Source organism: Variovorax sp. 3319, assembly GCF_031456585.1.
Classification (GTDB): domain Bacteria; phylum Pseudomonadota; class Gammaproteobacteria; order Burkholderiales; family Burkholderiaceae_C; genus Variovorax; species Variovorax paradoxus_P.
On the sequence record NZ_JAVDUZ010000002.1, the window covers coordinates 424,883 to 438,168 of the forward strand.

Consider the following 13,286-nt stretch of genomic DNA (forward strand, 5'->3'; position numbering starts at 1 on the left):
ATGCGCGCGCCCCTCTCACCCGGCATGGCCCCGACCACTCCTTCAACCACCCTTCGCTCCAGCCTTGCGCTGCGCCGCATCGCGCTGCTCGAGGGTCTTTCCGACAAGCGCCTGGACCTGCTCGCGCAGCAGTGCCTGTGGCACAGCGTGGAGGCCGGCAAGCCGCTGTTGCTGCGTGCCGAGCAGCAGGGCGACGTGTTCCTGCTGGTCTCGGGCCGGGTGCGCGTGACCACCTATTCGGCCAATGGCCGGCAGGTCACTTTCAGGGATTCGGAAGCCGGCGAACACTTTGGCGATATTGCCGCCATCGACGGCGGGCCGCGTTCCGCCGATGTGGTCACGCTGGAAGCCAGCGTGCTCGCCAGCCTCGACCGGCTCTCCTTCATGGCCCTGCTGCGCGAGGAGCCGCGGGTGGCCGAGCGCGTGATGCAGCGGCTTGCTTCACTGGTGCGGCAGCTGTCGGAGCGCGTGATCGACCTGAGCACGCTGGGTGTGCAAAACCGCCTTCATGCCGAGCTGCTGCGGCTGGCGCGAACCGCGGGCGTGGAGAACAACCAGTCGCGGCTGGACCCCGCCCCCAGGCATGCGGCCCTGGCCAGCCAGATCAGCACCAACCGCGAGCAGGTAACGCGCGAGCTCAATGTGCTGGTGCGCGGCGGCGTGCTGCGCAAGGACGGTAAGGCCCTGGTGGTGGCCGACGCAGCCCGGCTCGAGCGCATGGTGGCGCAAGTGCGCGGCGATGCGGGCTGAGCCGGCGGCTGGCCGGATCAGTTCCAGCGGCCGCGCAAACCGCCCAGGCTGAAGCGGCCCGCACCCAGCAGCACCACCGCGAGTGCGCCAAACAGGTAGAGGCCTTGCAGTTCAAGCGCCCAGCCACCCTGCTTGGTCAGTGCGAACAGGTCGGCCATGTGCACCAGGCCAAAGGCCGCAAGCATGTTGATGACGACCACGCCTGCGGCGGCGCGGGTCCAGAAGCCGGCAATCATGAGCACCGGCGCCACGATCTCGCCCACGTACACCAGGTAGGCCAGCCCGCCCGGCAGGCCGGCCTTCACCAGCATGGCACTCACGAAGCCCACGCCGGCCGAAATCTTGAAAATGCCGTGCAGCAGCACCAGCACGCCAATGGCTACGCGCAGCAGCAGCTTGCCGGAATCGTCCAGCGTGGCGGGAGAGGGAGAGGCGAGCGAAGATGCGATCGGCGCACGCGCGGAATCGGCGGCTACGGCCTGGGTGTTCATGGCAGATCCTTGAGGAAGAAAGTTGTATGCCGGCGCGGAATGCGACGGTTGCGGTTCCAGTGTGCGCAGCCACGGCGGGCGCGGCTGTGCGTTTACGCACACTTTCCCGAAGGAACCTGAGGTGCCTGAAGGGGCTGCAGGCCGGGCGCCGTCCTGCTACGCTTGCACCGCCCGCCAACACGGCGGGCTTTTTTCTGCGCCGCCCACTCCATGTTCTTTCCTGTCATTACCGATCCGCATTTTTATGCGGTTGCCATTCCGGCGGTGCTTCTGCTCGGCATCAGCAAGAGCGGGTTCGGCGCCGGCTTCGGTTCTCTCGCGGTGCCGCTGATGGCGCTCGCGGTCACGGTGCCGCAGGCTGCGGCCATCCTGATGCCGCTGCTGCTCTTGATGGACTTGCTGGGAATAGCTGCCTTCCGGCGCGACTTCGACCGGGCGCTGCTTAAGTTTCTTGTTCCGTTCGGGCTGCTGGGCACGGTCATCGGCACGCTGCTGTTTCGAACGCTTTCCGCCCCCACGGTGGCGGGCATCGTCGGCGTGTTCACCCTGCTGTTTCTTGCCCAGCGCCTGGTGTTTCCGCCCAAGCCGGACGATCCGCTGCCCTCGCGTGTGGCGGGTGCGGCACTTACCGCGGTGTCGGGCTTCACGAGCTTCATTGCCCATGCGGGCGGGCCGCCGATCAATGCCTACGTGATTCCGTTGCGGCTCAAGCCGGTGGTGTTCACGGCGACGATGGCCTACTTTTTCTTTGTGGTGAACCTGAGCAAATGGGTGCCGTATGCGTGGCTCGGCCTTATCGATTTGCGCACGCTGGCCACGTCGGCGGTGCTGATGCCGCTTGCGCCGCTGGGCGTATGGGTTGGCATTCGCATTGCGCGGCGCATCAGTGCCACGTGGTTCTACCGCTTTCTGTACCTGGGCATGCTGCTGACGGGGCTCAAGCTTGTCTACGACGGTTTTCTTGCCTGAGCCCGGGCGGCAGGGTCAGAACTCGACGATGCTCTTGAACCCGCCGAAGATCATCCGCTTTGCATCGAAGGGCATGGTCTTCGGGTCCATTGCGGCAATGCGCGGGTCGGCCATGACCTTGGCGTTGACCGCGTCGCGGTGCTTGCGCGACTTGTAGACGATCCACGAGAACGCGACCGTTTCGTCCGTCTTCTGCTTCACGCTTTGCGGAAACGAGGTGAGCTTGCCGGGCTTCACATCGTCGGCAATGCACTCCACGTATTCGAGCGCGCCGTATTCCATCCAGATCTTGCCGGCCTTGCGCGCCAGCTTGCGGTACGCCTCGACGTTGTTCGAGGGAACGGGAACGAGAAAACCATCGACATAGCGAGCCATTGAAAGTCTCCTTGAAAGAAACGGAAAGAAGAGAAGAAACGTGGGCCGCCGGACTGGCGCGCCCTCATGACGCCGCCGCACGGTTTGCCGTGCTTGCGGATGCCGCGGCCCCTTCGTTGTTTCGGTTGTTGCTGTTGTTGTCGTTCTGGGCAGGCCCCGGTGGTGCAGTGCGAAGCAGCAACGCGCCGATCAAACCCGCCAGCGCCGCAAACACGGCGCCGACAAGAAACGCAAGGTTGTAGCCGCCTGTGAGCGCAAGGGGCAACTGCGCCCCGGCTGCTTGCATCGAGCCGGTGCGCGCCGCGGCCGCGCTGGCCAGCACGGCCAGGCCCAATGCACCGCCCATCATGAAGGCGGTGTTGACCACGCCCGAGGCAAGGCCCGAATCGGCGGGGTCGACCTCGCTCATGGCTGCGAGCAGCACAGGGTTGAAGGCCATGCCGGCGCCCAGGCCGAGCAGCATCATTCCGGGCAGCACGTCGACCACAAAACTGCCGTTGACGGGCGCGCGCGCAAAGAGCGCAAGTCCGATGGCCGCGAGCCAGAGCCCGGCCGCAAGCGGCTTGCGGATGCCGAAGCGCATGACCAGCTTGGCCGAGAGGCCGAGCGAGAACACCGCCATGATGATGTTGGCCGGCAGGAAGGCAAGGCCGATCTGCATCGGCGTGTAGTTGAGCACCAGCTGCATGTAGAGTGCGGAGATGAAGAACCACGCGAACATGGCCGCAGCCCATAGCACCCCCACCACGTTGGCGACTGACACGCTGCGCAGGCGAAAGAGGCCCAGCGGCATGAGCGGATGCTGCACGCGCGCCTCGATGGCGATGAAGATGGCGAGCAGCACCACTGCAGCGCCGAGCAGGCCGAGCGTTTGCGTGGAGCCCCAGCCGGCTTCGTTGCCGTTGACCACGCCGTAGACCGCGAGCATGAGCGACAGCGTGACGGTGACTGCGCCGGCCACGTCGAGCTTTTCACCGTGCGCCTGGCCGCGAGCGTTGGGCAACAGCGCCACGCACAGCGCATACACCGCCACGCCGATCGGCAGGTTCACCAGGAAGATCCAGTGCCAGCTCAGCGAACTCGTGAGCAGCCCGCCCAGCAGCACGCCGATGCTGCCGCCACCTGCGCAAACGAAGCCGTACACGCCCATGGCCTTGGCGCGGTCCGCCGGTTCGGTGAACAGGTTCATGATGAGCGAGAGCGAAACGGCCGAGACCACCGCGCCGCCGAGGCCCTGCACCGCGCGCGCCGCCACCAGCAGGGCCTGCGAGTTGGCAAGGCCGCAGGCGAGCGATGCGAGCGTGAACAGCACAAGGCCGATGAGGAAGAGCCTGCGATGGCCGTACAGGTCGCCGAGCCGCCCGCCCAGCAGCAGGAAGCCGCCGAAGGTGAGCATGTAGGCATTCACCACCCAGACCAACGAGGTTTCGGTAAAGCCCAGGTCGGTACGAATGGAAGGCAGCGCCACGTTCACGATCGTGGTGTCGAGCACGATCATCAGCACGCCAAGGCACAGCACCATCAATGCAAGCCAGCGCTTCCGGTTGTTGTCGAGTGTGTCGGTCATGGAGAGTGATTCCCTGCAGCAGGTTGCGAGTGGGGTGGGTTCAGACCAGCGGCTTGCCGCCGTTGATGAGCCACGGCGTGCCGAAGCGGTCGGTCACCATGCCGAAGCCCTCGACCCAGAAGGTTTTCTCGAAGGGCATCGAGACAGTGCCGCCCTCGGCGAAGGTGTCGAACACGCGGCGCGCTTCGGCGACGGTGTCGAGGGTCAGCGCAACGCCGAATCCCTTCATGCCTTCGTAGGTCTGGCCGGGCATGGTGTCGGAAGCCATGAGCATGCCGTCGCCGTAGGCAAGGGAGGCATGCATGATTCGCTTCTTGGCATCTGCGGGCATCTGCTCGGTGCCGGGCGCTTCGCCGACGGTCATCATCATCTGCATGGTGCCGCCGAGTGTCTTCTCGTAGAAGCGCATGGCTTCGGCCGCATTGCCGTCGAACGTGAGGTAAGCGTGGATGGGAGACATGGTGTTTCCTTTCGGGGTTATTTTTCAGAGGCCGTCTTCAGGTTGGCAAGGCCGGTCTCGAAGTCCTTGCCGATCATCTGGTCCATGTTGAAGAAAATGCCCATGACCTTGGCGATATAGGGACTCGGGCCGTGCATGGCCCAGGTCACCCGTGTTGCGCCGTCCTGCGGCTGCAGCGTGAACTCGGCCATGTTGCGGGCTTCGAAGGGCTTGGTGAAATCGAGCTTGATCGCGATCTTCGAGGAGGGCGCCGACTCGACGATTTCCATGCGGCCCGCGCCCGCCTTGTCGTTGCCCTCCCACGCGTAGGTTGCGCCCTTGCCGGCGGGTGCGCCGCCAAAGGTGCGCTTCATGCCCGGGTCCAGCTTCTCGTAGGGCGACCATTCGCCCCAGCGGTGAAAGTCGTTGATCAGCGGAAAGATCTTCTCGGCCGGCGCGGCGATGCGCGCCGTGCGTTCGACCCGGAAGGCGTCGGGCCGGGTCGCGGCGTAGATGAGCACGATCGCGACCAGCGCGAGGATGACGAGGGCAATTTTCTTGAGCATGAAGATGTTCCTGGTGCGGGGTCGGGAGGCTCCGCCGCGGTAGTTGTTTACTGGCCGGCGTGCACCACCAGCAGCCAGCCGATGCCGAAGCGGTCGGTGAGCATGCCGAAGCTGGAGCTGAAGAAGGTCGGCGTCAGCGGCTGCATCACCTGCCCGCCGTCGGCCAGCGCATCGAACCATTGGCGCGCCTCGGCGTCGGTGGAAGCGGAAAGGGCGAGCATGATGCCCTTGAACTCCGGTTGGCCGGAACACCGCCCGTCGGATGCCATCAGCTCGGTTTCGCCGATACGCACGACGGCGTGCATCACCTTGTCGGCACCTGGCGTGGCGCCGGGGCAACCTGCCTCGGCTTCGCCCGCCGGCATTTCGGGCGCGTCGCTGTAGCGCATGAGCTGCACGACCTCGGCGCCCAGCGCCTTCTTGTAGAACGCGATTGCTTCGTCGCAACGGCCTTCGAATGACAGGTAAGACTGGACTTTCATGGCGGTTCCTTGGACTGAGGGTGAATGGGTGCGCAGAAGACCTGCGCGAATACGGAATACTTAGTTTGTGTACACCGTCCACAAAGAATAGCAGACATAATGGACACTGTCCACATGGAGATTCCGATGAGCCCCCCCGTCATTCCGCCAGGCCCCGTTTCGCCCGCTGCCCGCAGCACCTACCGGCACGGCGACTTGCGGCGCGCACTGCTCGAGGCGGGCATCGAACTGGCCCGGGACGGCGGGCCCGATGCGGTGGCGCTTCGCGAAGTGACGCGACGTGCGGGCGTGGTGCCCAACGCGGCCTACCGGCACTTCGCAAGCCGGCGGGAGCTGCTGCTGGCCGTGCGTGCAGCCGCGCTCTCGGCGGCGGCCAAGGCCATGGAAAAAGAACTGGCGGTGCTGCCTCGCGAGCAGCCGCCCATCGACTTTGCGCGGGCGCAGGTGCGGGCCATCGGCACCGGCTACCTGCGTTTTGCGCAGGCCGAGCCGGGGCTGTTTCGCACGGCTTTCGTGGTGTCGTCGGAAGATGCCGAAGGCGAAGTGGGCCCGGCGAGCGCAGGGGCCAGCGGGATGGGGCCCTTCCAGCTGCTGGGCGCCGCGATCGACCGGCTTGTGGAAGCGGGGGCGCTCGATGCCTCACGCCGGCCGAATGCCGAATACCTGGCCTGGTCGGCGGTGCATGGGCTGGCACTGCTGATCATTGAAGGGCCGCTGAAAGGCATCGATGCCGAAGCTGCCCACGCACTTGGGCAGCGGCTCATCGACATGGTGGAGCGCGGTATCTAGCCGGCAGCCCGGCGAGGCCGGCCGCTGCAGCTACAGGTAGATTTTCTGCAGCAGCCGAATCAGCGTTTCGCGCTCACGCACGGTGAGCCGTGCGCTGGCGTCGGCCTCGAGCTGCATTACCGTCTGCTCGGCTTCGCGAATCAGCTTGTCGCCCGCCTCGGTGAGGTGCAGGCCCACGGCGCGGCCGTCGTGCGGATGCGGCTTGCGCTCGATGAGCCCGCGGCTGTCCAGCGTGGCCACCAGGCTCACCAGGTTGGGCGGAAGAATGTCGAGCGCGTTGCACAGCTGGCGCGAAGTGGCGCCCGGGTTGTGCGCCAGCAGCGAGAGCACCGAAAAATCGATCTGCTTGAGGCCGTACGGCGCCATGCGTTCGGCGAATACGCCGCTGATGATCAGCCAGGCCCGGCGCGCGTTGTAGCCGACCAGGGCTTCGAGCATGCGGGCATCGAGCCGGTCGGACTTGCCGTTGCCCGGCGTTGCGGGCTCTGCCTTGGCGGAACTGTTTTTGGATGGACGAGGCATGGCCCGAGCGTAACCCGCGCCCGGCACGCAGGGCTTACGTCAGCTTGATGCAGCCGGAGTTTTTGCAGCGTCGTGCGACATGGCAACACCTTCGCAGGCGCGCTTGACGATGCCCAGCCGCATTTCGAACTCGGGCAGCACCCAGCGCCGGAATGCCGCCGCGGGGCCGGCCCTGGCGGCGCGCTCCGCCTCCGATGCATCGGCCGCATCGATGCGCGCCCAGGCCCAGGCCATCAGGGTGAGCATCACCACGCGCAGGTAGTCGTCGGCCACTTCGTAGGGCAGCACCGGGTTTGCATGCGCGGCCATGGCAATGGTGGTGCCCAGGTAGCGCAACTGCGCGAGCCGCCGCTGCACATCGGCATCGGCTTCGCGCGAGGCATCGAGCGTGTCGCGCAGTTCGAGCAGCACGGCCGACATGGCGGCGCCGGCGTCGGGCAGCACCTTGCGCACCAGCAGGTCGATGGCCTGGATCTCGTTGGTGCCCTCGTAGATCATGGTGACGCGTGCATCGCGCACGATCTGCTCGATGCCCCATTCGCGCACATAGCCGTGGCCGCCGAACACCTGCAGGCATTCGCTTGCGCCATGAAAAGCCTGCTGCGTGCAGGCGGCTTTCAGCACCGGGGTGACCAGCGAGCACCAGCGCTGCGCGCGGTCGCGCGTCTTGGCGTCGGCGTCGTGCGTGGCCACGTCGAGCATGAGCGCTGTGCGGTAGGCGAGCGTGCGCCCGGCTTCGACCCACGCGCGTTGCGTATCCAGGATGCGCCGGATGGCGGGATGCTCGGCAATCAGGTCGGCGGCTTCGCTGCCTCGGCTTGCGGGCACTGTGCCGGGCGCGCGCATCTGGCGGCGCTCCGCGGCGTAGGCGTCGGCCTTCTGCCAGGCGGCATCGAGCAGGCCGATGCCCTGCAGCGCCACATGCATGCGCGCCGCGTTCATCATGACGAACATCGCGGCCAGGCCGCGGCCCGGTTCGCCGACCAGCCAGCCCGTGGCTTCGTCGAAGCGCATGACGCAGGTCGGGCTGCCGTGCAGGCCCATTTTTTCTTCGATGCGTTCGCAGTGCACCGCGTTGCGCGTGCCGTCTTGCAGCTGCTTGGGCACCAGCACCAGCGACAGGCCCTTGGGCCCTGCAGGCGCATCGGGCAATCGGCACAGCACCAGGTGCACGATGTTCGGCGTGAGGTCGTGCTCGCCGCCTGAAATGAAGATCTTGCCGCCGCTCACCCGCAAGCTGCCGTCGGCCTGCGGCACGGCGCGCGTGCGCACCTGGCCCAGGTCGCTGCCTGCGTGGGCTTCGGTCAGGCACATGGTGGCGAGCCATTCGCCGCTTGCGATCTTCGGGAGGTAGAGCGCGCGCAGTTCGTCGCTGCCGTGATGCTTGAGGCAGGCGTAGGCGCCGTGCAGCAGGCCTGGCGCCATGGTGAACCCGTGGTTTGCTGCGCTCAGCCATTCGTAGAGAACGGCTTCGAGCACGGTGGGCAAACCCTGGCCGCCGTCTTCAGGCGCCGCGGACAGGCTGGGCCAGCCGCCATCGACCAGCGCCCGGTAGGCCTCGCGGAAGCCCGGCGGCGTGGTGACTTCGCCCTGGCTGAAGCGGCAGCCGATCTCGTCTCCGCCGCGGTTCGATGGCGCGACCGCCTCAGCCACGAAGCGGGCCGCTTCTTCCAGCACCTGCGCCTGCAGCGCCTCGTCGGCTTCGGCAAAGGGCGCGAGCGCGCCGAGCCGCAAGGGCGCGTCGAGCACGGCGTTCAGGATGAATCGGCTGTCTTCGGGGCGGGGGCGGTAATCCATCGAGGTATCGGCAACAGGAAGAGGATCAGGACTCGGCGGTGAAGCCGATCTTCTTGACCAGCGGGCCCCAGCGTTCGTATTCGGACTGGAGCGATTTCTTCATGTCCTCGGGCGAGGAGCCGTGGGCGACGAGGCCCACCGACAGCAGGCCCTCGGCCACTGTCTTGTCTTTGAGGGCAGCCTGGATTGCGGTGCTTGCCGTGGCGACGACGCTGGCCGGGGTCTTGGCGGGTGCGAAAAAGCCGAACCATTCGTCAGCCACGATCTCCGGAAATCCCTGCTCGGTGAAGGTGGGCACATCGGGCAGGTAGGCGGCGCGCTGCGCGCCCGAGGTGGCCAGCACGCGCAGCTTGCCGGCCTTGGCAAAGGGCAGGTAGTCGCCCACCGGCGTCATGCTCGATGCGATCTGTCCGCCCACCACGTCGTTGATGGCCGGCAGGGAACCGCGGTAAGGTATGTGGCGCAGGTCGGTGCCGCTGTTCAGGCCGAGCAGCGCGCCCAGAAAGTGCGGCGTGGAGCCCGCGCCCGGCGAGCCGTAGCTGGCCTGGCCGGGGTTGGCCTTGGCCCAGGCGATGTAGTCTTTCAGCGTTTTCACGCTGGCCGGCACCATCGGTCCGACCGCCAGGCCGTGGGTCATGACGGCGCCGATGGAAACGGGCGCGAAATCGGCAAGGCCGTAGCTCAGCTTGGTATAGATGTGCGGGTAGGTCGACAGTGCGGAGGCCTGCGCCAGGCACAGCACCGAGCCGTCGGCCACCGAAGTCTTGAGCGTTTCGAGCGCAATGCGCCCGCCGGCCCCCGGCTTGTTCTCGACCACTGCGTTGATCTTGGAGAAAGGCGTGTCGCCGAGTTTTTCGGCCACGCGGCGCGCCACGCTGTCGCCAGCGCTGCCGGCCGGAAAGCCGTAGTAGATCTTTGCCTGCTGCACCGCCTGGGCGAGTGCGGCAAGCGGATGCAGGGCGCCGAATGCGGCTGCGCCGCCGAGCACCTTCACGAACTGACGTCGGTTGGTCATGGTCTTGTCTCCGGTTTTCTAGGGTGCTGGAATCGAAATCAGCGCGGCGCCATGCGCAAGGCGCCGTCGAGGCGAATCACTTCGCCGTTCAAATGCCCGTTGGTCACGATGTGGCAGGCCAGCTCGGCAAATTCCGAAGGCTTGCCCAGGCGCGGCGGAAACGGAATCGATGCCGCAAGCGATTGCTGCACGGCTTCGGGCAGTTCCATCAAGAGCGGCGTGGCAAAGAGGCCGGGCGCCACGGTGCACACGCGAATGGCGTGTTGCGCCAGGTCGCGCGCCATCGGCAGCGTCATGCCGACCAGGCCGCCCTTCGATGCGCTGTAGGCCTGCTGGCCCACCTGGCCATCGAAGGCCGCAACCGAAGCGGTGAAGAGCATCACGCCCTTTTCGCCGTTGTCGAGCGCCTCGAGCTTGGCGCAGCGTGCCGCAAACAGGCGCGCCATGTTGTAGCCGCCGATCAGGTTGATGTGGACCACGCGCACAAAGTCTTCGAGCGGCGCGGGGTTGCCGTCCTTGCCGACGATGCGCTTGGCGCTGCCGATGCCGGCCACGTTCATGAGGATGCGCGCAGGGCCGTGCGCCGCGGCGGCCTTGTCGAGCGCGGCGTTCACGCTGTCGGTGTCGGTGATGTCGCAAACGCACGCCACGCCGCCGATCTCTGCGGCCACTTTTTCGGCGAGCTCTGCGTTGCGGTCGAGAACGGCCACCTTGGCACCCAGGCGCGAGAGTTCGCGCGCGGTGGCCTCGCCCAGGCCCGATGCGCCGCCGGTGACGAGTGCTGCTTGTCCTTCGATCTTCATGGTGTTGTCTCCTGGATGTGGTTCAGCGGGGCTTCAGCGTGAAGGGCAGGGTGTCGGTGTGCAAGGCCTCGACGAGGTCGGCGCGGTGCTTGAGCACGGCCCGCTGGTTGATGGAGCCCTTGTCCGTCACTTCGCCCTTGTCGATGGAGGGAGGCTCGGCCATCAGGTGCAGCCGCGCGATGCGGTTGGCGCTGCCGGTGCCCATGGCCGCCAGTTCATTCGCCACCTGCTGGAAGTGCGCTTGCACGGGGGCGCTTTCGAGCACCTGCTGCATGGTTGCGTCTTCGGGCAGGCCTGCAAGCTGGCGCACCTTCTGCGTCGGGAAGATCAGCGCGCCGACTTCCTTCAGGTTGATGCCGGTCAGCACCGCGTCTTGCACATAGGGCGCGCCAGCCGCTATGACCTTTGCGCGCAGCGGGCCCACGCTCACGAAGGTGCCGGTGGCGAGCTTGAAATCTTCGGCAATGCGGCCGTCGAAGCGCAGGCCGCGGTGAATGTTGCTTTCGTCGATCCACTTCACGGCGTCGCCGGTGCAGAAGAAGCCTTCTTCGTCGAGCGCCTCTGCCGTGGCCTCGGGCGCGCGCCAGTAGCCGGGCGTGATGTTGGGGCCGCGGTAGCGCACCTCGGTCTTGCCGTCGACCTCGATCAGCTTCAGTTCGATGCCCGCGGCGGGCAGGCCGATGTCGCCCGACTTGACCTCGGGACCGGTGACATACAGCGCGAACGGGCCCGACTCGGTCATGCCCAGGCCCGTGCCCATCACGATGCGCTCGCCCACTTCGGCCTCTTGCGTGCGGTGCAGGCTGTCCCAGATGGGCTGCGCCAGCGCCGCGCCCGAATAGAAGAACATCTTCACGCGCGACAACAGGTTGCGGCGCAGCACCGCATCGGTTTCCATGGCGTGCGCAATCGCCTCGAAGCCGGTCGGCACGTTGAAATAGATGGTGGGCGCAATCTCGCGCAGGTTGCGCAGCGTCTCGGCCATGCCTGTTGGCGTGGGCTTGCCGTCGTCGATGTAGAGCGTGCCGCCGTTGTCCAGCACGATGCCCACGTTGTGGTTGCCGCCGAAGGTGTGGTTCCACGGCAGCCAGTCGACCAGCACCGGCGGTTCTTCGCCCAGCGCGGGAATCGACTGGCGCAGCTGCTGCTGGTTGGCGCACCACATGCGGTGCGTATTGATCACCGCCTTGGGCATCTTGGTAGAGCCCGAGGTGAAAAGAAACTTGGTGATGGTGTCGGGCCCGGTGGCGCGCATTGCGGCGTCGATGGCCGGCGTTGCAGGCGTGGCGGCGAGGGCGTCCAGGCTGGTGGTGGCGCGGCCTTCGAGCTGGCCTTCGGCAAGGACTACCTCGGTGCCGGCCAGCACCACAGCCTGGATGGCGCGTGAATAGCGCGCGGCGTCGGCGGCAAACACGAGGCCGGGCGTGAGCGTCTCCAGCACGTGGCGCAGCTTTTCGAAGTCCTGGCTCACCAGCGAATAGGGCGGCGACACGGGGCAATACGGCACGCCGGCATAAAGGCAGCCCAGGGCCAGCAGTGCATGTTCGATACTGTTCTCGCTGAGGATTGCGACCGGCCGTTCCGGGCTCAGGCCGCGGTCGAGCAGGGCCTGGCCGATGCCGCGCGCCTTTTGCAGCGCCTCGGCGTAGCTCACGCGCTGCCAGTCGCCGGTGCTGCCATCGGCCAGCCGTTCCCGGCGGGCGATGAAGGTGCGCTCGGGCGCGGCTTCGGCCCAGTGCGCCAGGCGGTCGGTCATGCGGTCGCGGTAGGGGCCGAGCTCTGTTTCGGCCCGCAGGTATTGCGTGCCCGGCGCGCCGTCGCGCAACACTGCGCGGGTAACGCCGAACGCCAGCGGACGGTATCGGATCGTGGTCATCCCTTGCTCACCTTCGCGCCGCGGCCTTCGAGGAAATCGCGCACGCGCTCCTTGGCCTCGGGCGCGTTCTGCACGATGCCGGACATCAGTGCCTCGGTAAAGAAGCCGTGGTCGGCCGATTGCTCGGCAATGCGCGGCAGCGCATGCATGAGCGCGTAGTTGGTAAGCGGCGCGTTGGTGGCAATGCGTTTGGCGAGCTCGAAGGCCTTGTCGAAGGCTGCGCCTTCGTCGACCAGGTACTGCGCAAAGTTGGCGCGCTCGCCGTCTTCCGCGTTGTAGACGCGGCCGGTCATCATCATGTCGGTCATGCGGGCGACGCCGATGAGCTTGGGAATGCGCACCGAGCCGCCGCCGCCCACGAAGATGCCGCGCGAGCCTTCGGGCAGCGCGTAGAAGGTGGAGCGGTCGGCCACGCGAATGTGGCAGGCGCTGGCCAGCTCCAGCCCGCCGCCCACCACCGCGCCGTGCAGCGCGGCAACCACTGGCACCGGGCCGTGCTGGATGAGGTCGAGCGCGGCATGCCACATGCGCGAATGCTGCATGCCCTGGCCCGCGTCGCGTTCTTTCAGTTCGCTCAGGTCCAGGCCGGCGCAGAAGTGCGGGCCTTCGCCGTCGAGCACCGCGGCGCGTACCGTGGAGGGCAGGGTCTCGAAGGTGTTGCGCAACGCGAGGACCAGGCCGTCCGAAAGGGCATTGCGTTTGGCGCCGCGCGTCAGGCGAACGATGGCGACTTCGTCGCGAATGTCGAGTTGGAGGTCGGGATTGGTCATGATTGCATTGGTGTGTGAGTTGGATTATGGTTATGATAAATAATCAATTCAAGGCACTTGAGCGCCCCAAATCCT

At 66.6% G+C, this 13,286-nt stretch carries 15 protein-coding genes; 3 read left to right on the forward strand and 12 right to left on the reverse strand.

The window, feature by feature from the left end; translation table 11 throughout:
- On the forward strand, positions 1-750 hold the full coding sequence (locus J2X67_RS06305) for a Crp/Fnr family transcriptional regulator (RefSeq protein ID WP_309951494.1): 750 nt from the start codon (positions 1-3) through the stop codon (positions 748-750).
- Positions 751-767: 17 nt separating this feature from the next.
- On the opposite strand, the gene J2X67_RS06310 is transcribed toward J2X67_RS06305, so the two are convergent.
- Positions 768-1,241, reverse strand: coding sequence for a DoxX family protein (locus tag J2X67_RS06310; protein WP_281148331.1), 474 nt, complete (start codon positions 1,239-1,241; stop codon positions 768-770).
- Between the two features lie 210 nt (positions 1,242-1,451).
- On the opposite strand from J2X67_RS06310, the gene J2X67_RS06315 reads away from it, so the two are divergent.
- On the forward strand, positions 1,452-2,210 hold the full coding sequence (locus J2X67_RS06315; protein ID WP_309951497.1) for a sulfite exporter TauE/SafE family protein: 759 nt from the start codon (positions 1,452-1,454) through the stop codon (positions 2,208-2,210).
- 15 nt (positions 2,211-2,225) lie between these two features.
- Here J2X67_RS06315 and J2X67_RS06320 read toward each other — a convergent pair whose 3' ends face one another.
- The 5 genes from J2X67_RS06320 to J2X67_RS06340 all read right to left on the reverse strand — a co-directional run bounded on the left by J2X67_RS06320 (position 2,226) and on the right by J2X67_RS06340 (position 5,639).
- A complete protein-coding gene (locus J2X67_RS06320) occupies positions 2,226-2,585 on the reverse strand; it encodes a DUF1428 domain-containing protein (protein WP_309951499.1) in 360 nt (119 codons plus the stop codon).
- A gap of 64 nt (positions 2,586-2,649) precedes the next feature.
- Positions 2,650-4,152: a DHA2 family efflux MFS transporter permease subunit gene (locus tag J2X67_RS06325; protein WP_309951501.1), complete on the reverse strand. Its 1,503-nt coding sequence runs from the start codon at positions 4,150-4,152 to the stop codon at positions 2,650-2,652.
- A 40-nt stretch (positions 4,153-4,192) separates the two neighbouring features.
- Positions 4,193-4,612, reverse strand: a complete 420-nt coding sequence (locus J2X67_RS06330) for a VOC family protein (RefSeq protein WP_309951503.1) — start codon at positions 4,610-4,612, stop codon at positions 4,193-4,195.
- Between the two features lie 17 nt (positions 4,613-4,629).
- Entirely contained in the window at positions 4,630-5,157 is a 528-nt protein-coding gene (locus tag J2X67_RS06335) for an SRPBCC family protein (protein ID WP_309951505.1), read from the reverse strand.
- Positions 5,158-5,204: 47 nt separating this feature from the next.
- Positions 5,205-5,639 carry a VOC family protein gene (locus tag J2X67_RS06340; protein WP_309951507.1) on the reverse strand — a complete coding sequence of 145 codons (435 nt, stop codon included), beginning with the start codon at positions 5,637-5,639 and terminating at the stop codon, positions 5,205-5,207.
- A 126-nt stretch (positions 5,640-5,765) separates the two neighbouring features.
- On the opposite strand from J2X67_RS06340, the gene J2X67_RS06345 reads away from it, so the two are divergent.
- Positions 5,766-6,428 (forward strand): TetR/AcrR family transcriptional regulator, encoded by a 663-nt coding sequence (locus J2X67_RS06345; RefSeq protein ID WP_309951509.1) that lies wholly within the window; start codon positions 5,766-5,768, stop codon positions 6,426-6,428.
- A gap of 30 nt (positions 6,429-6,458) precedes the next feature.
- On the opposite strand, the gene J2X67_RS06350 is transcribed toward J2X67_RS06345, so the two are convergent.
- The 6 genes from J2X67_RS06350 to J2X67_RS06375 are packed head-to-tail and all read right to left on the reverse strand — an operon-like array spanning position 6,459 to position 13,211.
- Positions 6,459-6,950, reverse strand: a complete 492-nt coding sequence (locus J2X67_RS06350) for a MarR family transcriptional regulator (RefSeq protein WP_309951512.1) — start codon at positions 6,948-6,950, stop codon at positions 6,459-6,461.
- Positions 6,951-6,989: 39 nt separating this feature from the next.
- The gene (locus J2X67_RS06355; protein ID WP_309951515.1) at positions 6,990-8,747 is read right to left on the reverse strand and encodes an acyl-CoA dehydrogenase family protein; all 1,758 of its coding nucleotides are present in this window, start codon (positions 8,745-8,747) and stop codon (positions 6,990-6,992) included.
- A 25-nt stretch (positions 8,748-8,772) separates the two neighbouring features.
- Positions 8,773-9,762 carry a Bug family tripartite tricarboxylate transporter substrate binding protein gene (locus tag J2X67_RS06360; protein WP_309951518.1) on the reverse strand — a complete coding sequence of 330 codons (990 nt, stop codon included), beginning with the start codon at positions 9,760-9,762 and terminating at the stop codon, positions 8,773-8,775.
- A 38-nt stretch (positions 9,763-9,800) separates the two neighbouring features.
- Positions 9,801-10,565, reverse strand: a complete 765-nt coding sequence (locus J2X67_RS06365; protein ID WP_309951521.1) for an SDR family NAD(P)-dependent oxidoreductase — start codon at positions 10,563-10,565, stop codon at positions 9,801-9,803.
- Between the two features lie 22 nt (positions 10,566-10,587).
- On the reverse strand, positions 10,588-12,441 hold the full coding sequence (locus J2X67_RS06370; RefSeq protein WP_309951525.1) for a feruloyl-CoA synthase: 1,854 nt from the start codon (positions 12,439-12,441) through the stop codon (positions 10,588-10,590).
- The gene (locus J2X67_RS06375; RefSeq protein WP_281148344.1) at positions 12,438-13,211 is read right to left on the reverse strand and encodes a crotonase/enoyl-CoA hydratase family protein; all 774 of its coding nucleotides are present in this window, start codon (positions 13,209-13,211) and stop codon (positions 12,438-12,440) included. The genes J2X67_RS06370 and J2X67_RS06375 overlap by 4 nt, the downstream gene beginning before the upstream one ends.
- Positions 13,212-13,286 lie beyond the last annotated feature (75 nt).